The following is a 26,395-nucleotide window of genomic DNA, read 5'->3' as shown; positions in this document are numbered from 1 at the left end:
TCCTTTTTAAGGTCCATTACCCGGTCTTTGAATAGGACTCGAGGGCATGCTAATACTAGGCGGAGAAAAATCAATACTTGGGAGAGGTTTAAAACTACTACCATTCCAAGAACTAAAATCTGGCACCTGATAATTTGATGAAGAATTAAATGGTTGCGGTGCAACAAATTGAGTAGACGGAATACTTGAATTCGAAAAAATCTGGTAATTTGAACCATAATTAGATGTAATATTTGTTTGGGTAATTCTTACATCTGGAGAAGGATAAATAACTGTCTCTCGCACGCTAAAAGTACCAGAAAAATAAGGATCAGAAAAAGAACCAGTAGAAAAATTAGAGTAACCAATAGGAATATTTACTCCTGTAGCCATTGAAAGTGCGGTTTGCCTTACACCTGAGTCTGAAAAATAACTCCCATGCGCTCCTATAAAATCTAAACCAAGAATATAATGCGTATCTGGATTCAAAAATGACAGACTCAACCAAGCAATAGGATCAGCTGTATTAACGAAATTTTCATACCTTACAATGTCTTTATTCTGCTTTAAAAATTTAAGGTAATCAATAGTCCTAAATGGAGACGGTGATCCGATGCTAACAATATTGATTTTTATCCCTTTCTTTCTAGCGTCATCAACTATACTAGAAATCCCATCAAAAGCCACATTGTTAGCTTCGCTATGTAATATAAATGTTAAATTGCCTGCTCTAGAAATCTCAGCTTGTTGAAGAAGATTTTTTGCATAATCTATTACACAGCACCGTTTCCTTCTAACTTTTTGGTATATATAACGTTCCAAAGGAACTGTCCCCTTTTTAATTATCCTTAAACCAATCTATCTGAATATAATCTTTAATTTTATTTTCTAATCCATTGCAAAATTGATAACTACTCCAAAAGTAATCTTCGACCCTTGTAACCATGCCTGCCCTTACGGGATTGTTATGGATATAGTTTAAACATTCAATAATATATCTATCACCATCAATGACATTACTTTTGAACCTTCCCTGCCAAACGTATCCAGAATAAAGATACTTTCTCCTAAACTTAACGCTGTAAGACAGCGTTATGGCATGCATAATCTTTGATATATTTATCTTACTGTTAGTCCCAATAATAAGATGAACGTGGTTATCCATTAAAACGAAAGCGTGGAGCTTAAATCCAAAACGAGATTTGAATCTTACTAAAGACTCAAGAAAACTTTTTTTATCCTCGTCTTGCTTCAAGATATTTTGTTTATTATTACCTCTTATTGTTATGTGGTAAACAGCATTCTCAAAGTAAATTCTCTCTTGTCTTGCCATATACCCTCCCTCCTAAGACAATAGACGGAGAAAGAAGATATTTCTAACAAGCTTTTCAAAGAACGGAACCGTTCCGTTGGAACTAATTAATCTACAAATAGATAAAAACAGACGGTCCTTACTTATGCTTATGTTTGTTCTGCTTATGTTTTAGATATATATTTAAACATGCTTTTGGTAGATGGAAGCATAAAATATATAACGAAAAATGACAATGAAATTATGGGAATGAACTGTTCGATCTTTAGGTACTTGATTATTTTAGTATTTAAAAAATACATATCTAACCCTATCAAAAACAAATGCATCAAGACTGTTATAATAAAAAATGCGTAATACGCCCATTTTTTAAATTTAAATAAATTTATAATCGAAACAATAAAGATGGTTGGCGCCGATATAACAATAATCAATAATAAAATTGGAGATAAATAATACCCTATAGGCATAGCGGTCATAAAAAAAAGAAAGTACCCAGCATAACAATCAACGCAGATTGCTATTAAGCTTATTACTATTAGTAAAAATAAATTTATCTTATTCATTATACTCTCTCCTCTCTATTTAACGCTGCGCGGTGATAGTGTATAAGTCTATTATGGCAGCGTGTATGATGGTATAGTTACCGCTAGGCTTATTTCCAAAAAAACACCTATAAATTAATAGTTTTTTTCATCTTCTTTCTTATTTCCCAATCCCACCGAAATTAGGTAGAGATGGAAGATTAGGTTGAGCCATCGAAGGCTGATAATCCCTCATCGGCGATTGATACTGTTGAGATGACTGATAATCATTTATCGGTGATTGTATTTTAAAAAGTTCACTTGGCGGAGGTTGATATAAAGGCTGCTGTGGTTGCAATATAGACGGCTGATACTGCTGAAGCGGCTGATAATTATTCAACGGTGATTGACTTGGAAAGGGTTGATATTGAGGTAACCCAAAATTGGGTTGTTGAAATTGTTGCTGTTTCCAATAATCAGAAGGCGCAATGCTATTAAAATTATAGGTACCCGGCCAAGAGCCACTTGTAGGAGTGTAATTCCAATGAGCTATATCATTCCCTAAATAAGAAATAACATTAGGATATTGATATGAAAAATGGGAAAGATTGGGAAAGTAAACATCATGTATACCAAGGGGTATTATAGACAATATAGAAATAGGGTCACTCATTGACCAAATATTTTTCCAATTAGGATCTAATAAGCCGAAGTTTTTGGTAGAAGGATTGCCTAAACTATCGATATGTATCCTGCCTGCTTCAAATGCCTCCCTTATTCTTGGAGATAAATCTGATTCAAATAATCTTTCTGCGACATAATTACCGCCGCTATAAAGAATAACCCCTATCTTGCCTCCATTAGCTAAATCTAATGCATGATTAATAGTTTTATCTAAATCTAATTGTGACTTCCGAAACTCTTTTCCAGTAATACTTCCTGGAAATCCAGGAAGAGGAAGATTTCCAGACCAAGGATGTTCAACCACCTGTAAACCACCCGCTTTTAGTATATTAACTAAAGACCAATTTTTCAATCCAGTCTCACCTGTTTTACGACCCGTCAAGGGAAAAAATCCTAACCAATCATCAATTCCAGATATAATAACGACAACTCTTATTTCTGAAGTGGCTTGTTTAATTAATGGTTTTACTTCCTCTACCTTCGGCGTATTTATACTTTGCAGAGAAAAAGCAGAGATTTGTTTAATCCAAAGATCGTTGTCTGTTTTTAAAATATTGACAAATTCTCCTGACAACTGCGGGTACAATCTAACTTTATCTCCTAAGGATAATACAGCGGCTTGCCGCACAAAAACATTATTATCTTTTAATAAAGGCATTAATGATTCCACCATCTTGGATTCATCGAATTGACCCAAAGACACTGCCGTACTCTCGCGTACCTGCCAAGCAGGATCATTTAGTCTAGGGATAAGAGAATCTAGAACTTGAGGATTATTAAAATTACCAAGAGAGGCCGTAGTAGCCGACCGTACTTGCCAATAACTATCACTTAAAAGCGGCTTAAGGTAATCTATAGTTTGAGGTTGGTTGAAGTTACCAAAAGAAGTTGCAGTAGCTTGTCTGACCTGCCAGGCAGGATCAAGGGTTAAAGGTTTAAGCAGATCTAGGATTTCAGGACCTTTAAAATTACCCAAGCCCAATACTGCAACCTGACGCATTCTCCAATCAGTATTAGCTAAATTACTAGTTAGCAGAGCTTTTACTTCAGGAGTATCAAGCTTAGATAAAGAAAACATCGCATTTTGACGCATATCAATAGGCATAGAAAGACCCTTAGCAATATCTAGGAATGGTTGTTTTAATTGTGGGAATTTATCTATACTTGGTCCTAAGACTGAAACGGCAGTAGAGCGAATCTGTAAATTTGGGTCAGTTAAAAACGGTATCAAAAGATCTAAATTCTTAGGAAAAAGATCTAACTTTAGACCTAAAGATGTCAACGCGGCTTGACGAACAGAAACATCATTATCTTTTAATAAAAATGCTAATGATTGCGCTGCCTGGGGTTCATCTAATTGGCCCAAAGATAATGCAACACTCACACGTACAGCCGAAATAGGATCTAAGGTTAAAGGTTGAAGTAGGCCAGAGATTTCGGGGCCTCGAAAATTACCTAAACCTGATACTGCAACCTGGCGCATTTTCCAATCAGTGCTAGTTAAATTACTAGTTAATAAAGCCTTTACTTCCGGAACATCGAGCTTCGACAAATAAAATAATGCATTCTGGCGTGCCTCGATAGGTTGCGAAACATCTTTAGTAATATCCAGAAATGGCTGCTTTAATTGCGGAAACTTATCTAGGTATGGGCCTAAAGCTAAGACAGCAGCAGAGCGAACCTGTGAATCTTTATTATTAAAAAGTGGAGTAAGAAGAGTTACATTTTCAGGAAAATCATCCAACCTTGAACCTATAGATAATATCGCACTTTTACGCACATTCGAAGAATCATCATTTAGAAACAGTTTAAGATAACTAATTACCTGGGGTTGATTAAAATTACCAAGAGAGGTTACAACGGCTTGCCTGACATTCTCGTAAGGGTCCCGAATTAAAGGCTTAAGTAAATCGGGAATTTCAGAATCCTTGAGATTACCTAAACCTAATACTGCAGCCTGGCGCATTTTCCAGTCAGTATTATTTAAATTACTAACTAACAAAGCTTTTACTTCCGGGACATCGAGCTTCGATAAATAAAATAATGCGTTCTGGCGTGCCTCGATAGGCTGAGAAACATCTTTAACAATATTGAAAAATGGCTGCTTTAATTGCGAAAATTTACCTATATACGGAGCTAAGGCTGAAACAGCGGTAGAGCGAACCTGTGAATCATTATCATTAAAAAGTGGAATAAGGAAAGTTAATGTTTCAGGAAAATCATCTAACCTTGAAGCTAAAACTAATACTGCAATTCGCCGAACACTTGGATTAGGATCAGACAAAAATGGTTCTACGGACTCAATTGTCTTTAAATTTGCCTGGGAAATTATTGACAGAATCGCGTCTTCCTCCCTAAACGAAGATTTTAATAAACCTAAAAAAATCTCCCTTACTTCAGGTCGATTTATATTGTCAGCCAAGGCGCTAATCGTATATTCTCGGACCCACGGATTATAACCTATTGGTTCTACTAAAACAGGGCGAGTTAACAGGGGAATTAATAATTCAGCAACTCGAGGATCATTAAATTTAATTAAAGAACGCATTGCTGCCACTCTCACTGGCCACTCATAATCATTTAAAAGCGGCTTAAGATAATCTATGGTTTCCGGTTGGTCAAAATTACCAAGTGAAGTAGCAGCGGCTCCCCGCACCGGCCCATTAAGATCCTTAGTTAAAGGCTTAAGTAAATCAAGAATCATTATACCTTTCAGATTACCTAACAATAAGGCTACCCTTTGAAGTTTTTCTGAACTAATTAAAAAATTATAACCACCAACATACTGAGCTCTATTGGGCGATGAAATATTGCGTTTTAAGAAATCTATATTGCATAAATATAGAAGCGTATCTTGCCTAACCTCAGCAGGTTGAGAGATATCCCTACCAACATCCAAGAACACCTGTTTTAATTCCAGAGGCTTCTTATCAACTAATATATTAAGCGCAGATTCTCGGACTTGCAAGTCATGATCCTCTAATATCGAGATTAAAATCTCAGAGACCTGAGGATCGTCGAAATGACTAAGAGAATTCACTGCCGCTAATCTAACTTTTGCAGAATCATCTTTTAATAACGGTCTAAGATACGATAAAGCTTGAAACTGGTCAAAATAGCCAAAAGAAGTCGCTACAATTTCCCGTATTTGCCAATCAGGATCTGAAGCTAGAGATACAAAATAATACCAATCTTTTAGATTACCTAAACTTAAAACTGCAGCTTTACGAATCTCAATGGGCTGCGAACTATCTTTAGCAATATTGGAAAATGACTGTTTTAATTGCGGAAACTTATCTAGGTGTGAACCTACGGCTGCTACGGTAGTCAAACGAATCTGCTGATCAGAATCAGTCAATTTAGGCATAAGAAGGCCTAAATTACCAGGAAAATCATCTAGTCGTAAAGCTAGAACTAATATTGCAACTTGACGAACATTCAAATCCGGATCAGACAAAAGTGGTTTTATGGACTCAATTGTCTTTAAATCCACTTGAGGAATTACAGCTGTGATTATCGGCGCCAAAGATTTAATCGCTGCTTTCCTTACCAGCGGATCGGGATCATTTAAAGCGAATATCAAAGCATCTTTAACTGTCTGCAAGCTTACTCTGTCCATCAACCCCCCTGCCGCAGCAGAACGGATATCCGAACGCGAATTATCCTTTAAACTCTTTAGTAGAAAATTCGTTACCTCAGAAGACTTTACACTTTTCAAACTAATAACTGCCGCTTGCTGAACCTGGCCTCCCTGCCTAAACGAAGCATTATTAAGCAAAGACGCTACTTTCGTATCGCCAGCTATACTTAAAGAAATTATTGCCATCGTGCGTACATCTTTATCCGGATCATTTAAAGCTAAATTAAGAAGTTCTCTAGACCGAGTATTGTCTTTCTGACCCAGAAGGAAAAGACAAAATTGCCTGACCTCCGGAGCAGTCGGCCCCTCGATTTTAATATCATTACCCGCCTTAAATTCTTCTAATAGAAATTCCAATTCTTGCTGGCCGTTCTCCATCTTCAAAGCTAAGTCGGAATTTATTTTTAACTGTTGATAAATAAAATTAGCCCTATTCCAAATTCCTGCATCCACTTTACCGCTAAGAGGAGCATGAATCGCTTGAGGAAATCTAATTCCAGTTGCTTGCTTGAAATTATTTAACATAAAACTACTAAGTCCGAGATTCCCCATTATAGCAATAATAACCAGGATGTGTACTAGATTAACCCAGAATTGCCTAAAATTATGAATAACAATTTTACGTAATGTTTTACGGTGGCGCGATGTGTATAGTATTGCTAACCCTAAAGCAATTACACTCAACTTAATAATATCCCCTAATGTAAAAGCAAAACCCAAATTATTTAATGTATTTACCAATTGTAAACCCGGAGTGATAAACCATTCCCATTTTATAAGTTTTAAAATTGTCGATAATATGCCAGTTAAGGTAAAGTTAACAATATCAATTCTAATCAAGGGGATAATTGCCAAACCAGCTAAGTAACCCCAGAAAACTATCTGGGCCTTTACTAAAATAAAGATAACAATACCGGCAAACACAGGAGATCTTAAAGTAAAATCATTCCATAAACTTCTAATGGAAAGTAAAGGTTGAGTCACCGACTTAATCTGTGAAAGCTCTTCTTTTATTTTATCTTGTACTTTTTTATCTCTTAGATATTGCCTGACAAATTCACTACGGAATCTATAGCGTTCTATATATGAAAAGAAGAAATTATAGATGACAGAAAGCAGGTATGGCAACAAAGTCATAAAGAATGCTCCGAGGGCCAAAGTAAGCCAATCATTGGAAACAGAAAGTTTAAAAGTAATCAATCCTCCGGCCAACATAAGGATCAGGCCCCTCAAGCTAAAGATTTTCTTAACAGTACAAATAAGGCTCGGCTGGACATCCTTAATCTGTTTAACGTAATATTGATCTGCCAGCTTGGCTAGAGATAGCCGTTCTTGAATAGTTAATTTATTAATTTCTTTACCCGACCCTAAGTAAAATCTGACTGGTTTAAATTTAAGAAATCCTTTTAAATTAGGAATAATGACCATTTTTTGAGCAAAAATAAATATTCGCTGTCTCCATTTAATAAAAATAGCTATTAGTCCTATTGTAAAAATTAACCACAACCACTTATCTTTCAAGTGATCTTTGATCCTATCCAACGTTCCAGGGCCTTCAACTGCGGAAACAGGTATTACTGTCCATGTCGCCACCCTAGATACGATAGGCATAAATGTTGGCGTTGGCGAATTGGTTACGATGGGAGTATGTATGGCTGTTGCTGTAGGCGTAGATGATTTAAGTACAGGAGTAGATGTTTTAGGTATAGGAGTACGCGTAACTGTCGCTGTAAGGGTAGAAGTTGGTTTTACCGATAATTTTCCTATAGCATCTGCTCGAAAATCTCTAAACTTTACATTATCGGGTTCTAATTCTATTGCCCTATCATAATCTTTTATTGCTTTCTCATTTTCTCCTTTAAAATAATAAGCGAGACCTCTGCTATTGTAAGCCTCAGCATATTTTGGATTTAGTAATATTGCCTGATCGTAATCTCGAATCGCTCTATCATAATCAACTTTGTTATTATATGAGACTCCTCGATTATGATAAGCAAAGGCATTTGTTGGGTTTAATTTTATTGTCTGAGTATAATCTTCAATCGCCGCATCATATTCTTTTTTAAAAAAATGTTCGTTACCTCGATTTAGATAATCATCTTCAGTAGACAATTGGGTAGGAGTTGGCGTCTGGGCACTCGCTGTAACCACCCCTGGAGCAATAAAACTTATATTACTAGGCAAGGGGCTTAAGAAAAAATACATGGCAATTAATAAACTTAAAAATAGTTTCTTTAAATTGGGGACAACGGTAATTTTTTTAGCCAAAACAAACATTCGCTGTCCTCCATTATAAATCCTCCTAAATATATATTCAGCGTAATATCTAAAGTGCATAATATGCCTTGAGATTCCGTCGTGAGGCTCTATTAAATCTATAAGATCAAATATTTCTCCTGTTTCTAAATCTAAAATGATCCTACAATCTCCGTAGAAAGCGTCCCTGCCATCAAAAATAAACCTCTCGGGATTATTTAAAACATCAATTCCTTCGATTGCTATCTGTTTTTCTTCAAGGCATTTTGTAATTTTTAGTGCAAGCTCCTGAGACTGCGTCCACCAACCACCGACCAGTTGCGCTTTGAAATCCTGAGGCCTTAAATTAAACTCCCTTTCTAATTCTAAAGAAACTTTATCTACCACCTTGTCTACTTTGGAACCTCTATATAAATGCAATAACGCCCCTACTCTATTTTGTCTGTTATATAAAGTTACAGCTATGCAATCACATATGCCATATGTTTTAATATATCGGCCATGAAAAACTCTTTTTGAACCGCTAATTAACCGCTTAAAGAATGACAGTTCGATATGTCTTCTCTCTACGCAATTACTTCTAGCTATTCTATAAACATCAAATGCGCTTACCCTGATTGCCTTTTTAGTATCTGGCATTGAGTCTCTTGTTTTCTTAGGATTTTCTAAACCCGCCGCTTGCGCCAATTCTTCCCATTCATAAAACTCGAATGAATAATGAGAATATTTTGCAGCTAATGCAAATAGGTATGCTAACTTTTCACTTAACCTTTCGGGAATATTTTGCCCTTCTTTTGCTTTTCTTAATTCCAACAGAGCTAATGCAAACGCGCCATTAGATGTTTTTTTACTTTGCAGTAAAGATTTAATTAAATTTAATACTCTTTCAAATATTTTTTGCACTGTTAAGGACGTCCTCAAAAGGGACACCCTGAGATTATTTTTTAAGCTAGCCCAGAAGGTACTTATAAATCTTCTTAAAGAGGGAAAAGCAAAGAATGCTACAAGAGGAATTAAAAAGAGGGCTGATAAATCAGAGGAAATACCGAACAACTCTACAGGCGGGCCTCTATTCATAAGCTCGAGCAAAAAAGCAGGCTGGAAAATAGAATCTGAAAGCGGATCCAAATAATAGGAGTTATTGTTTAAAACTGTCTGCGCAGAGGCCATAATTAATCCCGCGCCTGTAAAAGCACTGAGACGTACGATACCGTCAGTTACTACTTGCTCACCATCTAAACCAGTAGCTGGAAGGGTGTACCCTTGGGAAACGTCCCCATTGCCGTCCCTGCTCTCGAATTTAACTAGTGGCCTAGAGATACCTTCTCTTCTCACCGCAATACTTACTGATTTCTGTCCTCCGGCAATCTTGCTAAAACTCTCAAAAAATGCCGCAGCCTCATGCGCATAACCGATGAAAAATCCGCCGGGCTGAAGCGCTAAGGCGATTCTGCTCCATATAGAATCAATGACGGCATCAGAAAGGATATCGCCTACCATTGTATACCGTGAATAACAAATAGTAAAAACCCCATCAAAAACCATGCTTGCTGCATCGCTATAACACAATACTATCTTTTCCCTAATAGGCTGCTCTAATCCTGCCATCTTTTCCAATATATCAATAATATTTGGCAGATGCCAATCTACAACTACCACTCTCGCTAAGCCCGGGTAATTTCTAATAAAGTATGCAGCTTCATCTAAATTATCCCCTGGGCCGATAATCAAAACTTGTTGGCCGTCTAAAACCTTTGCTAACTGATTACTTGTCGCGGCTTCAAATTGAAATATACGCTCTCGTATGCCCAAGTCTCTTTCTTCTTCTAAACGAAAATACCTGCCCACATAATGCTCTTGCCTTTTTTGCTTAATATAATCCTTCCCGCACAACCAAGATGCCCCCTTATCTAAGAGAATTCCTAAATGAAATTTGCCGCTGGCATAGCTTATTAAGAACGGATGCTGCGCTCGCCTCACTGCTTCGATTAAATTATTTAAATTAGAAAATTCCTCATAACAAATCTTACCGGCTTGGTGGTGGGCAGGGGCAAAGCCTTGAAGGTGGAAGTCAACCTCTTCTATTACAGCGGGGGGAGCACGGATGATATCATTCTCTACTGCCTGGCGCTGGGAGCTAAGGATGATGGCGCGGATAACAGGCAACTGCTTCGGAGCACCGTGGCCTAATAAAGTAAGCCTTCTTAATAACACCCGAGGCCAAGCAAAAAGACGAGCCAAAGGATGGCGCGGTTTCTGTTGGCTAAAAAGGTCTATCCGCCGCACCCCCTCATCTAACAATCTATAGGCGATTGGTAAATCACCCAGTCCAAGCATGTCCCTTATGCCTTGAGTCATTTCAGCATATGGCAATCTTAATTCTGCCCCTTCAGGAATTATGGGTGTATATCCTATACCTGGTAACATTTCAGGTACGGTTTTTATTCCTGCGCAAAAAGTTTCCATAGCTAGGTATTCTTCGCGGGTTATTGCTCTTGCGCCAACCAAAAAGCGTATCTCGCCTTCAGCTGCTGCTACGACTACAGGCGAACTGTCTCCAAGTAACATTACATATATGGCCTTAAGAAACTCCTCCAGAACATATGCCTGAAGCTTAATTAGCGGCGATTTTCCTTTTTCCTGCTGAGCTTCTTCTCGTTTTGTTTTTAGCCCGGAAAGACAAGACGATACGCTTTGGGCTAATCTGGCGCGCACCGGGTATGAGCCGCTGAGGCATAAAAGCCATATTAAATCGCAAAGCATTCCTGCTTCATCCAATGTCGCCGTAAGCCACACCCTGGGTATGATTCTTTCTGCTAATTGTTCGTATATCTGATAACTACTCTCCTTATCCCATAGATAACTGTTTAACTGCGCGGACTCAACCAAAAACTGAATTAAAGGCTGGCGCTTGCCCCGAGGGTATTTATCCCAAAGGGCTGCTACCTCTTCAATCTGCTCAGGCAGGATATATATGAGCCTGCCCCCTTCTCTTAATAATCCTTCTTCCTGGGAAATAACTTCCTGCGATTCCCGCGCTATTAAATCATCCATCGCCCTATATAGAAGGTCAAACCCTTTTATCCATCTAAAAAACGGATGGAAATGGAACCAGGCATGGAAAAATTTTATTTCAAAAGGCCTGAGGCGGGATACTGTTTTAAAATACATCAAATACAATGCATCTGCCGTTTTAGGGGTATAGATTCTCTCTATATCTTTAAGTAATTCTCTATTTGGCTGCTCATTTTCTAACCCCCTTAACCGGCATAAATAAGCAAGCGTTATCTGATAATACCTAATACTGCAACTGATAAGCGATACTGCAGACGTTTTCTCTATATAAGGCCTTATTCCCGATAAAATGCCTCCTCTTTTTTCTGCTAAGGCAACAGGCATATCTAAATGGCCAAAGAGAAGGTAATAGCGGCTGTTGGCGTTAAATCCGCCGAAAGCGCCAGTTAATATTCTTTGCACGCAGGGATCATCGGCGTTTACTATTTCTGATTGCAGACAGCCATGAGAAAAAGGCTCTTCATTTGTAACCATAAATGGGCCATGCTGCCTCACGTTTTCTCTCGCTATAATTGTAGTTGTTGAATTATCAATGCCTACCTTTATATCAGCTGCTTTTCTGGCCTGGCCTAAATCTAAATACCTGCGTATCGCATCCAGCGCGCGCTCACATGCTTTTACGAAATCTGTCCGTGAAACCTCCATCATAACATTCTCCACAACCAACGCGGAACGGAATTTGTCTTTTCTGCTATTACGAGCAAACTCTACAGCCCTTCTGAAATACCAGCTTGCCATTTTGTATTCCCCACGGTTCAAATAATATACCCCGAGAGATTGATTCTCAAAAGCCCTCTTGGCGGATTCATCTGTCATAGCGTTTATTAGCGCTGCCCCTAAGAACAGCACGCAATACAATACTGCTAAAAAACTAACGGCAAAAATTACTATATAACTATACACATCAAAAGAGCCTTCAGTGCCGGCAGTTGACTTTAACCCATGCGCCATCATAAAAGCGCTGCCCACAAAAACCGCTACGATACCTATAGATTTAAGGACGCTTCTTACACCAAAGCTGAACCTGTCCCCTTCACGGATACAGGACACTTTTTCGATTAGCTTAAGAAGTATCCCTGCTAATAGCTTACCCCAACGCGCCAATAATGCGGGGTCAACCGGAATAATGCTGCAATAAAGGGTGTCCCCTTGGGGAGCGTCCCCATTTACCGGGCCGCTTGTAGTTTGAGAATCAAGCATAGAAGAAACATCCTTGCGCCCGCGGGCATATCCAACAGAATGCTTAAACCTAGCAATATTTTGAATAATACCTGTGATAAAAAGCGGCTCTCTACGGTTCATAAGGTACCCTACCGGTATCATCTTTATTATTTCAACAGGCAATGAAACTAATACACGCAATACCGGCTCAAACGTTAAAACGATGAAAATTAAAACAACTGGAGTTACAAAAAGTTTATACAAGAGCACTTCATAAAGTTTCAAAGCCTCTATTCCTCTGCCGGTTTCCTCTTCTTTTCTGAAATTAGCTTTTAAATAAGAGATGAGGCGGCCATAACTTACGGCGATGCCTACGCCGATCACCAGGACAACGCCTATGGCTGCCACTTTTGCCAACAGGATATTGCTTGCCAAAAGTGACATAAAATAGGGAAGAACGGCCTCGGGAAAATTATAAAGTAAATGCAAAAGGGCGCCGATAAAGAAACCGGCAAAAGCCAAAATAAAGGCCTGTTTTAATATTATGCGGCTGCCTTTTAAATACTGCCCGGCTAAATCAGGCAAGCCCCAAATCAATACCCCCGTGAGCATATCTAATAATATGGCTTTCGGCGAGCCTATCAAAGAGCCTTCAGGAATAACTCCCTTTATTTCCAAATACCAATTCATCAACCCGCTTATGCTCGCGGCATAAAAAAGCCCTATTCCTAAACTTATAAATGCCGCTAAAATAAACAGGCGCCTCAAAAAACTATTGAAGACGATTATTGAGCCGAAACTAAAATGCCCCTTAAATGAGAAACGGTTCTCTATTGGTTTCAGAACTGTCCCTAATTTATACTGCGCGATTAAGCCTTCTAATTCTGTAGATTGGGATTCGTGTTTACTAATAGAGGCAATGGTTTCATCGGAAAGGTATTCTTGAGTAGTAAATTTAACCGGAATAAGCCAACAGATAGCGCCATCAGGAGTAAGGCCGCGGGCAATGGGGCGAGTAAAAGCAAGAAATTTCTTTAATATAGGCGGGCCTCGGTTGCCATTGATTTCTTGAATGTAGGCTAAGTTGGCATTGTAGGTTTCCCGATAGACTTTAAAGAAAATATTATCTTTTTGACGAGCAACAATCCTGAGAATCTGGCCAGCCAACCACTGCGTAACGGGGCGCAGGTGATGGGGTTTTCCAATGGAAGCAGAACTGTTCCTATTATTTATATATGTTCTAATGGTTTCTTCTGCCGCGCCAGGCTCATAGCCATGGACGCGTAATATTATGTATTCCAAGGCATCCCGAGCAATAAAACTGACCTCTTGTGGGCCATTCAAAACACTCGATAATGCATAAGCATTGGCTGCTTGGAGGCGCCCATACATATATCCCCATGATCTCTCAGGTAAATACCCGAAAACTTTTCTCATCAATAAAGCAAACCTGCTGATTCTTGCAGTTTTTAACAAAATTTTTTCCCTAACTTCCGGATTTGGAATCCCCATAAGTATCTCTCCAGCTTCCAACCAATCATGATCATCAAGAGCTTCTTCCCCAAAGTGTTCCAAAGTAAAAAGCATGTCAAAAGCTGTTGTTAAATCAGGATTTTTAATTAAACCAATGGAATTCAGATAATGATACATTTCATGCGCTACCATAGAGACCAGTTGCTCATCAAATATATAAGAGCCAATAAGAATTTTATGCCTCCTCCTTATTCCTTGAATATAATACGAAAAATCCGAACTATAGAACTTATAGTTTATGACAACCCATAATATTGCTACTACAACTAGATATGTCGTAATATTAAAAAATAAATCTCTGCCTAGTATGATGTTCACGACTGACATAATTAACACACTGAGAATGTACAAAGTACATATGAATTTATGATCCACAAGCACATCAAACGCATTCACTCTCTTGAAAAAAAGTGGGTGTAGGGCTAGTTTTTGCTGCTTCTCTTGAGGGACAAGCAAACCAATAACTTCGGCTGTTATTTTTTGAATCAATTGCTTCTCGCGCGAAGTGAATTTATCTGATATAAAAACGAAAGGCGGTACATTTTTAGGGTCGTTTCTTGTGTCAAAGCTAGAAGTGCCCCTTTTAAGGGACAGCTTACCAATTAGAGCAAGAACCGTCCCTACTAAAAACCTGCCTAAACGCGCAAATCCCCCATAAGAAGCAAAATCTACAGCAGAATTATTCCTACCATTGACAATTCTGTAAATAAATCTCCTTGCAAATAAAGGCAGGTAAGCACAACTAAGAATTACATTAGACAAATGGCCTGTCTTGTCTAAAATAGCCAGGAATTCATGCAGGATATCGTACGCCGTAGCCTCTCCTTTTATATATATTTTTATTTTGTTATCTTCGCGCAACCAGAAAGCGCGGTATCTACTTGCGAAGGGAGCTCTTCTAAAATGAATATTGGAAATTCTAAGATCAACTATCTTGCCAGTTAATTGCTGATAGAGCTGACTGGCTCTTTCTATTATATGATCCTCTTCTATTAACGTATATTCAGAAATCAGCCTTAACTCCCTCAATCTTAATAACTCCCGCCTTACATCATCTTCAGTTGCACCAGAAACAGAATGATCATCTATTCTTGTCCCGACCATATCTTCCTCGGGAGGTAAAGTATTAAGACATCTTCTAAAAAATATAATGGCTCGAATATACACCTCATACGCCTTATCCCGATTACCTATCTGCCAGTAAGCTATACCAAGATTATAATGGGCTTGTGCAAAATCGGGTTTTATTACAATTACTATTTCGTATTGTTCGATTGCTTCTAGATACCTACCCTGCGTCATATAAATATTGGCTAAGTTATAACGGGCTTCGATTAAAAGGGGATTAAGCTCAATTGCTTTTATTAATGCCGTCATTGCTTTTTGTTGCCTGCCTAATTCTAAATTAATCGTGCCAAGATTATAGTAAGCATCGGTGTCATCGGGATCATACTTAGTAGTTAACTCTAATTCTTCAACTGCTTCTCTTGGTCTATTCTGACACCAATAGGTAACGCCTAAGTTAAAGTGGACATCAGGAAGACTGGGCATTAATTTAATAGCTTGCTGAAAATAGCCACCTGCTTCATGGTACATGCCCAATTCCTTATAAACAGTACCCACATCATTATAAATACCTGTGGTAAAACCGTAGGCTGGGACAATTTCAATATATGGATAATATGAACTAAGTAATTCTTCGTCTAAAAGGCTGCTTATGTCTTTTAAATTACCATCGCGGACTTGCTTACGAATCGCAATTACTCTTCCTAACGGAGCCCGATATTCTTCTATTAGAACAAATTTTCTTCCTTTCCGAGTATATTTCCAAAGGTCAATTACACGCACCACTTCAAGGCTGTAATCAACAATTATGGCCTTTTGCCGGTTAATTGGCATAAGGAGAAACGCATGGCTTGGAGCAAATGCAGCCTGCACATTAATACCCCATAGACTAAAAATAATATAGGCTAGCTGATGGAAAGTAGCGCAGGAAATTATAAATTTCTTAAGGACCCCTTGTTCTTCTAACGGTATATCTAAATTTTCTATAAATCTGAAAATATCTTTGTCTAGTAAACCATTAACCAAAAACTCAAAGATAGGCATGTATTTATTTACATTACTATAACCCTGGCCCCAGAATACCGAAATTAACCCATCCAGAACTAACCTTAATTGCTCAGTATCTCTGGCTGATTTTATTTTATCCCGGAAATCAGTGAATTCTTTACGCGAAGATAAATTTTGGATTTCGGTAAACATAGAAATTAAATCCACTTCATTCTTATAGCCTAAGTAAATAAGAATCTGCAACAATTCCAACCTTGCCCTTACCAATTCATATCCACTTACCTTCCTTTGTTCACCTATCGCTTTCCAGTGTGACTTACCTTTGGCTTCCGCATTTTCATGGCGCTCAATAGAATAACTAACAATTGGTAATTCTTCGGGAGTAAACAGTCTTTTAATCAACCTCTCTGCCATCGCTTGATCTATTTTTATATGTTTTCCAAAGAAACCGTTGGCAACAGAAGGAATCACCATATCTTCTTTAGTGACGGATTCTCGTCTCCATGCCCTCACAATATAAACGCCCACCTCTTCTGCCACATAGGGCTCACTAATCAAACTACTATATTCAACTGACCGATTGCCATTTACATCATAGAAGAATTTATTTCCGCGTGAGCTTGAAGTTAATTGTTTTTGAGAGACAGTGCGTTCTCCTTGCGCCTCTTTGGTTACATAAGAAAGCTTAACTTCATAACCTAATTCATTAAAAATGCTACTCAAGACTGTAAAGAATCTTCTCCATCCATTATTCATCACTCTTAAAGCAGGAGTGGATAAACCTAAAGACTCCATTACCGACCATTCTTCAATAGTAAACCAATATTGGGTAAGCGGCCGATCAAAAAGCTGATAAATCCTTTTTACCCCGTCAGGGCCTGCTTTAATTACCCGGTCAATTTCCGTAATTAACCATCTTAACTCTTTTTCATTTCCGGCAAAATAAAGCGCATTAACCCCGCTAACTGCATTAAAAAAATTATCAGAAAATTGCATATGATACCATCCGCTTTCAATCACCTCCTGCAAAGGATCTTTCTCTCTTGCCTTTTTCACATACTCAGGCATAACTTCAAGGCCAACAATCTTATGTCTTGTTTGCGAAAGAAGGCTGGCTACATGTGAACCTTCGCCGAAACCGATATCTAATATTCTCACCCTATCACCTAAGCCAATCTCTTTAAATATCTGCCTATAGAAATCTCCTGTAGCCAGATTAAATGCTCTCCTTGCTAAACCCCGAACAGCCTCATCTTCATGTAAAAACATATATCCTTGAGGCTCAAAAACATAGTTAAAATGTGTGAAATTTCCGATTAAACAAATAAGGGGAATTGCAGTTACAATTGATATGGCGGGTAAAGAATTAAAATTAACTTGTATTGGAGGGCTATGAAAAAGCACAGTAAGCCAGGAGCCGATCTGATTAATTATATCTAAAATCTCTACATTAAAAACTAAACCAATAACTGCAGTTAAAACAGAAGCCATACCTATTACTATTGCGTAATCAACCCTGGTTTGGCCCCTTTGAAAACTAGGCTCAAAGGCCTCTAAGAGAATACGCGCAAATTTAGATATCCCAGGATTCACATCAAAACAAAGATATTTTAAAGCCATTATAACTTTAGCTTGGGCTTCCGGATTAATTTTCTCCTTATCTAATTTAACTAGAATTTCTTTTAAAGAATTAATTGTTTCATCGGTAATACAATCACTTAATAGATACATAATGCGTTTTCTAACTTCCTCTAAGGAGAAATCCGGAGTAATCATTAAAACGCTATAAATAGTGGGTTCGAAATTATGATCAGGAATCAATGAAAGCATCTTTCTTCCAATAACAACCATTATCTCCCGGTCCAATACTGCTCCTTTACGTATAACCCATTCAACATCTAGCTCTTTTATAGCTATCCTGTATAATCGATTCATAAATTCGCCGAACTGGCGAGCATCTACCTGGCTCTCCATACTATGCACAACACCTTCCCACACACTCAAAATACCGCTGAAAGTAATAAGCCAAGCACTATGTTTGACAACTGCATCAATAAGATAACGCCTAGCTAAGTCAACTATTTCAACGGAAGAATCTTCAAACAATTGCGGCCCTAAAATAATATTGGCCTGCTGAATTATTAATTCTAAAGCGCGAGAATATTGATCCTGTTCCTTGTAATCCCTATCCACAAGAGCATTTCGTAATTTCTGCCTTATTAATAATTCACTAAAACTATCCAAAAATTCCTTGGCAACATGAATACGTACGCCCTCCCTCCGGAAAATACCTTCTGAGTACCCCTCAACAAAACCAATAACAATCCTCTGCCGTTCATGTTGCAATTCTCCTTCTATAAGCCAACTAATAAACCCTCGAATTTGTTGAGCAGTAAAAACTCGCTTATATTCACTATGAAAACGCAAATCATCTCCTAAGACTAGCATTGCCCAGAAGAATACTATATTGTATACAAAGTGCACACCGATAAAAGCCATGATGCCATAAAGTACGGATTGAATTATATTCGGCAGAACGTTAAAAGATGGCGCGGTTAAAAACAGGTATATGGCAGGAAATAGAAAACATAGCATAGCCGCATACATAAATATTACGCCAGTAATCCGCGAAATAAGCTGCCATATGTTTTTATTAATGTGCGCTCTTATAAATTTTACAGGATGCAAAATCCACTTGAATTGAAATTCATACCAAGGGCTAACAAATATTCCCACCACCCATCTCGGTAACGATTTCCAGCCTCGGCGAATAAAGAATTCTTCTGCCGCCTCATAGGTATCAATAATAGTAAGGACAGGAGGCGTCGCGCAAGGAACATCTGAATTGTAAGCGTTGGTAGGTAATTTTTCAGAAGGATACTTTACCTGCAGTATAAGCTTGTTATCTCCTCCAGTAAGAGAACCAGCGAATCTTCCGTCATTAACACCTTCTATCGCTTCTTTGATACTAACCGGTTTACCGCCTAGAACGGAGATTGTTTTTGCTCCCTGCTCCTGCTTCACTTGAATCCACATTATAGCCTGTTCATTGCTTAGCACAATATCTTCCTCCGTAGCCCTAGGAGATGTATGGCCTTTATGCAGATTCACATCGCTTATAACTATAGAACCATCATCCATGATAAACGAAGCAAACATTAACCCCACTGCAATCATAGTCTCCATCATAATCAACCAACCCCATGTAATATTTATCCCAAATATATCCATTAAATTAAATTGTGAAGCACCACCGAACATAATCAACAATAATAACCATACCGCATGGGCTACAATAACTACAGATGCTAAAATTAAACATAAAATAACTTTCGCTACCCTTGACAATGAAGACACGGTAGGCTCAGGCTGGCGTTTTTTGGCTGATGCGCCTAAATCTAGCTTCGCATCGATTACTTCCTGATGAGAAAGAATAGCTCTGAAAATTATACGACGCAACAATCCATGTGGATCATAAGATCTTAATAACTCGCCTATTGTCATTTGCTTTGAATCCAAACAGAAGGAGGTATATAAACATTCTAGGGCTAGGCTGTTATTGTGCCCTTCTTTACCGGCAAAAACAGGATTTCTGCTTGCCGCCAGTATCTCATGAAGAATTACTTTCTGTAAATCAAGAACATCGGATGCGTATGTTTCTTTAATATAGATTATCAATCTACCATTTTCAATATTCCACCATCCGCGGTGCTTAAATCCCATACCTCCTATTACCCGAACCTCAATTTCTTTATATTTATCAGCCAATCGGAATAAATCAAGCTGCCTTAAGAAACAGCGTACGCCTTCTATCAATTCATTATCATTATTAAGCTTACTCACGCAGTGGCTCTGCGCATATTTAACCTCTGCTGCTCTTTCTGCAAACATTGCCTCGCCTTCGAAACCAGAGGCGCCTAAATCTAATTCTGAATGATTGCTTCCATTATTAGGATGAGATGCTTCCCGCCCTACTATAAGCTGCGCTAGCTTTTCCTGAATCCTGTCTCTTATATTTTTATTTTTCACTCCTTTAGGTAAATGTACTAATGCCAACCTCAAAGCAGCTATGGCGCAGGCGTAATCACCGTTACTTAAAAAATCTGCGCTTATTGCTTCATGGGACAACGCTAAACGCCGTCCCCACGAATCTGCATCCGTAGGCAAAGCCTCTGCGTTATCTCTGCAAACTAAAGTTACACCCCCGTTTTTAGCATAAGATGCGCCAGGAATACCTGAAGCAAATTCTATTTTTTCTATTCCTTCATTCTCCCATCGGTGTGTAGAAAAATTATACTTTTTGCTCATACAAACGGCATAGTTTTCTTGAACGCTGCAATGTAGTAAAAGAAATTTAAAACCATTCCTTGTTTCGCTAATTATCAGATCATGGCTATCTCCTGTCCCCATAACTAGGTCGCTTTGAGAATTTGATAATCCTACTCTAAAAATAGAGCTCCACCTTGTCCAGGCTATGCCAAAATCAACATCCATGCTAGAAGCTCTCAACTCTTCTTTTCTTCTTTTTATGCCGTGGCTATGGACAAAAATAACCTTTTCCCCGGGCAACACTCCCCGGGCTGATCCTGTCTGATTATCAGAAAATATCTTTAAACGAGGCAAGTAACTATTCCACCAGGTAATCTCGCCTGTATCCGCTTTGTATTTAAATTGTTTAACCTGCCGCCCCTCGATCATACGTAATTTGCCATCAGAAGGGTTATAAATAAAACAACAACTTGCCTCAAGAAATAAACTATTCTCTTTGATAGCTTCGGGTGCAAAGCCTTTTTCAACTATAAAATCCAGTAAATTCTTTCTTATGCCACCAACGACTATTTCTATATCTTGAATTCTTGTACTACCTGGAACAAAAGAGCCTGCTACAGTAAAATCTTCAGATTGCAATGTCTGTCTGTCAGAAAAAGCAACCGAATATTCTCGGCCTATATTAGGCTTTAATATAATCGCATATCGGCCGGCTATATCTTGAAATACAACCTGCGTTCCTGCAGGAACTATGCAACGATTCTGAGCTAATAAAGATTCCGCAAATGCAGATAAGGGGCATTCCTGTGTATCTTGGATTTTTAATTCTCCAAAACCTAAAGCAACTATAGCTTCTCTAAGAGAATTCACCAATTTACGTTTGCGTTCTTTTGTAACTTGAGTCTTAATTTGAAAAGTAAGACAGGGCCTTGCAGTCTTACCAACAACTAAATCCCCATCTTCTAATCCATCATTTTGGTATGGATATTGCGCATTCAATTCTTCTAGTAACGCCAAAGCAGAGGTTAATTTTTCTATATCCGGGCTATAGAGAGCGAATATCCAGACATCCAATAATTTTTGCTTTATCTCTGGACTATATTCTATTTTTCTTAACTTGGGATTATTGGTTTTAATAAAGATGATTCTTTCCATCAAAGCTTTTATTTTTTCTCTATCATCAGGTGTACTATTCAAGATTTGCTCAAGGGCATAGGTGTGTCTTTTTTCTACTAACCAAACTAAATATTCATCCCAATTAACAGGCTCATTAGGAGGTCCGTAATTGCGGAATTTCTCCCTGGTTAATGTTACGGCGGCGATTGGATCGCCATATTCCAGGGCTAATTTAAGCATCTGTGGAAGAGTAGCCTGATCGGTCGCCGGTATCACCACCATCTCTGAAGGATACTTTGCTTTAACTTCTGCTTCGCTCCATAACGGATGTTTAAGATGCCCTAAAACTTCGTGCTTCCAAAATTCCACTTTGGTATCTTCATGTAAACCTTTAATGAATACCCATTTGGCTTCTGAAATAAAAACCCGCATACCAAACATTTGCCTATTTGCATACGCCACTAAAAAATGATCTGTAATAGCTAATTCTGGCAATACATAAACTATCGTTTTATTTTTGGATACCGTCCCTTTTGGATCATGCTCAGCGAGCTCTTCAGCGGTAAGCATCCGGCCACTATTTTGCGTAAGGCCATCAACAATTGCTTGCCGGACAATCTCTTCCTGTTTAAAAGTAAGCGGCTCTGCGGTTACGGTTATTGCGTTGCCTCTTTTGATTTCCGTTACGCTTGTCTCTAAAATATCACTTCTCTGTACGTATTTATCTTTAGCTAAATTTATTAAAACTAGCTGCCGAGGCAACTGCGCATGAAAAGTAATTGTTCTCTCATTTACCTCTAGCACTTCGTGGGTATCAGCTCCTGCTTCTTCAATGCTTGCCCTTATTATCCTTTTCCCAGGGTCCGGGCTCAGTTCATAAATTTTTCTGATATTGCGCCTAAAAATCGGCTTAAGCATTTCAAACTGAGGATGCCCATGCCCAAGATACACCCGGATAAGCGAACTTACAGATATTTCAGTAGCTTTGCTCACTTGTCCTGGCTCAACATTATAAGTACGGCCCCCAAAGTTAAACTGGCCTTTAGTGGCAAAAGGCACAACAACATTACTAAAAATATCCATTAAAACATCTTCAGAAAAATAGATTATGGCTTCTAAAAGGCCTGCCATCGCCTCCTTATTTAATAAACCGTCACCTCCAATAAACTTTTTAACTTTTTCGGCTATGATTGCATCCGCACGCTGTAAGCCTGATCTTGACATAACCGCAGGGCTCACACATTCTTTAACAGATGCAATCAAAATACTTGCTCTTGATTTGATGTTTTTTCTTGTATCGCTAAAAATCCCGATGTCTTCATCAGACAAAAATCTGACTAACAATTCAATCTCCAGTGCTTCTCCTAATGCATCCCTTTGCGGAAAACTATTTAATCTTTCGTTAATCTCATTAACAAGTTCTACTTCGGAGGCCATACCCGGATAGAAGAATCGTTTGAAAAACTTTTCCACATTAGAATAACCTACAAAGAAATCTAAGCCTTTAGCGGCTGGATTTACAGCTTCTGCCATGGCTGTTTTGATTAAAGTATTGAGCGGGTCTATTTTTAATAACTTCACTAATCTTTTAGAATCGGGTTTTATAACTGTAAGATACATGGTATGCATCAATAAATAATCCGCCAGGAATACACCATCGATAATAAAATCTGTTTCGCCAGCTTCATCTATATCCGTTGCGGTCAGAGCAGAAAAAAGGAAATCAGCCTTCTCTATTAATATCCAATGAAATAACTCCATGGCTAATTCCATATCCTGCTCTAAAGCAACCTCCAAGACGTCTCTCACATTTAAATAACTTTCGGAAATAAAGGTTCTAAGAATACTCAATGAATTTTTAAACAAAACACCATCTCTACCGTTTTTATCCTGATAATAAAGCATGGCCATGAGCCCCACAAACGCTGCCAAATTTACTCTTTCTTTTAATCCAACCCCTGTCAAATACTCTTTCTCTTTCTCCAAATAAATTGACATAACCTCTGATACATCTATCCCCGGAAGGACAAGGTAAACAATTGAAACAAGTGCTGCAAGATGCAACTCTTTATCTGCGCCGGTTATATTTATCCGACCAAAAGCCTCTGCCAAAACTTCTAGAGCCCCATCTGATATTCTTCCTCCTTTTGTTATCTCTACAAGAAACGAAAAGAAATAAATAGGTTCATTCTCAAGATAAACGCCAATGGCTTGCCAAGCTGCTTCTTCTCTTTTTGTTAACAAACTAATTTCTGCTTCCACACTTACTAATTCCTTAGTTAAATCTGCAATCTTAGTTTTATTTGCGTGCTTTGCCTGCCTTTCTTTCTTTATATTCTGAGCAATAGTCCTTTTCCTGCTTTGCGAACTTCTCAGTTCTCCTCTATTACTAATAAGATCTTCCAATAAGACAGATACTTCTGTATATTTACGATAAATTTCCGCCAGGGCTGACTCTATAGTCATTCTCAAAGATATTGCTTCTGGATTCTGCGCATCAAGCTCAAACACAGCCTCTAAAATTACCAATGCCTCTGCTAAATTGCCTGCTTGCTGCATAACTCTTGCACTATTTAAATACCCCTCTATTTTCTGCCTGGTTTCGGCTGCGACTCTTCTGTCTTTCTCCTCATCAAGCAACACCTTAACTTTATCTGTCTTGCTAATCGCTCCTTCTAACTCCGGTCTTGCGTCAATAATTCTTAATAATTCATCGGGCCTTCTTACTGCGGCGAACCTTATAATATCCTGACGGATTCTTCTAATTTGAATTGCTTTTAAAACATTCGGGCCGGTAAGAGCAAAAAACCAATCCCGACTTAAATATGTAAACACCTCATCAAAAAATACCTCAATGAATTCCGAGTAATCCTCACTACCCATAGAATTAGCTAATTGTTGGAAAATATAAATTAAGCGATTGGCTTCCGTGCTCTTGTATTCTGGCCTGCTCAGCATAATACTTGCAAGCTCGCCATTAATAACAGTTATAAAATCTCCTATCTTATCCTTATTTTGCTGGCCAATTCTGTTGCGCACCGAATCATCCAATTCTAATAATAGTTCTTCTAATTCTTCGGCTAAAATTCCCTCAGGTAATTGTAATCCTAGCAAACTCAATGAACCACTCATAACTGTGCCATTGCGTAGTTGAGCATTCACAATATCCAATACCGACTTTACATGAGCCTCATCATCTTTTCTTAATCTTTCCTGCCGGCTAAGCGGATTCACAAAAGCAACTTTGTCTCTAGGATCAGGCGACTGTTGATGTTTTACTTTTTCTTCACTTCCTCCATTACCTTTACGTTTCCTATTATTGAACCTTTCAAAAGTTTCTCTCTCTTCTTCATCGCCACCGATTCTTCTGCCTGACGAACCAAATCCTGGCCTAGAAGAATACCTCTGACGCAGGCGATGAATCCCTAATAAAGAAAGCGGATTAGAATCTTCATCCATTCTAAACGGCCCCGGCAGGAGCCTGCCATTTTCTAAGCGGTGAAAGCCGCGAAATCTCAATCTTTCATCCCCTAAGCTATTGCCACTAACAGGATTACTGTTCCCCTCCCGCGCGCAGCCACTGGGAAAATCGACAAATGCGCATACTGCGGAAACCTTTGCCCATAATCGTAGGTTAGTAACCACATAAGCTGATTCGGCTGGAAATGTACGTTGAACCTCCTGTACTAAAAGAGGCTTGTTTTCTATCAATTTCTTTATTGCCTCACGTATATTAGCCCTGTTAGATATCGTATCATCATTTGTGCTCAGTAAGAGTTGTCTATAACCATTCTCTTGAGCTATCTCACTAAGCTTATCCAACAAGCCTTCTACAAATCTTCTTGCATTTACCTCATTGGCTAATGGAGTTTGCGGCTCAATACCACAGATAACCATGCTTTTTTCGCCTTCTATATTCAAGGTAAGAGTATGAATACATCCTACAATTTTGCCATTGCGTATTATCCTTATCGGAGTAAAATTATCATTAAGTAGTTCTTCCGGATGTTCTGAGGTACAATTTTCGCCAAAATAGCCAAAGAAATAATCAAGTTTTGTCTTCGCCGGTAAAAACTCAAGCTCAATAAAACCCTTACCTTCTTCGGTCTTTATCCTCTTTTTAATAATTCCCTGAACAATGTTTAAGCCGCTAGCATCATCAATAGCTTCCCTTAATGCTGGCTCTGCTTCCGGTTTTATCTCTGCGAGAATTTCCCTCAAGAGAAAAAGATTGGCGGGATTTAATGCCTGTTCAATATCCACCTTATCCAGACCAGCTTTAAGGTGCGGTTGTAAAATAAAGCTCAACATTATCATTTTATCTAACGCAGCTAAAAGCTGCTTTTTAGTAGGCTTATTTTGCGAATGAGCGGTCGCCTGAATGGCCATCTCTTTAAAAATAATAGCATAATCAATATTTCGCTTTGAGGCAGTTAAAACGGCAATAATAATCTCTTTTAATTGCATAACATCTATGTCTTTATTCTCCCTTAAAAGCTCTTTCTGGATGCGACAATCTTGTTTCAAAATCATAACAACACCATTTAAACCTACAGGCAGGGTATCAATAGAAGCTTTCAGATATGTTGTGTAGAAATTGCTTAAAATCTCTGCTAATAATTCTAAAGGTTTTTTATTAGAGATACCCTTAAGATACGCCAGCCTTTCTTTAATGAAGGCTTCTTCCTCAGTTGTCATTCCAGACAGAACCAATTCACCAGAAGCAGTGACAAGCTTAAAGGGGGTATTAAAATTGGGTTCGGGTATCTTTTG

The 26,395-nt window shown here is 38.4% G+C and carries 4 protein-coding genes (1 of these 4 only partly in view); all 4 read right to left on the bottom strand.

Annotated features, from left to right (window positions below; translation table 11 throughout):
- Positions 1–6: 6 nt before the first annotated feature.
- A complete protein-coding gene (locus PHC29_03405; protein MDD5108539.1) occupies positions 7–801 on the bottom strand; it encodes a hypothetical protein in 795 nt (264 codons plus the stop codon).
- A 16-nt stretch (positions 802–817) separates the two neighbouring features.
- Entirely contained in the window at positions 818–1,312 is a 495-nt protein-coding gene (locus PHC29_03400; GenBank protein ID MDD5108538.1) for a transposase, read from the bottom strand.
- 143 nt (positions 1,313–1,455) lie between these two features.
- Positions 1,456–1,857: a hypothetical protein gene (locus tag PHC29_03395; GenBank protein ID MDD5108537.1), complete on the bottom strand. Its 402-nt coding sequence runs from the start codon at positions 1,855–1,857 to the stop codon at positions 1,456–1,458.
- A gap of 139 nt (positions 1,858–1,996) precedes the next feature.
- Positions 1,997–26,395, bottom strand: partial view of a HEAT repeat domain-containing protein gene (locus tag PHC29_03390; GenBank protein ID MDD5108536.1) — the 3' portion only. Its footprint extends 18,141 nt past the window's final position; 24,399 of the gene's 42,540 nt are visible here — the last part of the coding sequence; its start codon lies beyond the right edge, outside the window — the gene reads right to left on this strand; it ends in the stop codon at positions 1,997–1,999.

The sequence above is a fragment of the Candidatus Omnitrophota bacterium genome (genome assembly GCA_028712255.1).
Taxonomy (GTDB): Bacteria; Omnitrophota; Gorgyraeia; order Gygaellales; family Profunditerraquicolaceae; genus UBA6249.
Note: the sequence above shows the minus strand (reverse complement) of the source record. Positions and strands in the feature narration are given on the sequence as shown.

What these genes read in the sequence shown, in the direction of transcription:
- PHC29_03395 (MDD5108537.1), bottom strand. Translation starts at nt 1,857, where the DNA reads ATGAATAAGATAAATTTATTTTTACTAATAGTAATAAGCTTAATAGCA.
- PHC29_03400 (MDD5108538.1), bottom strand. Translation starts at nt 1,312, where the DNA reads ATGGCAAGACAAGAGAGAATTTACTTTGAGAATGCTGTTTACCACATA.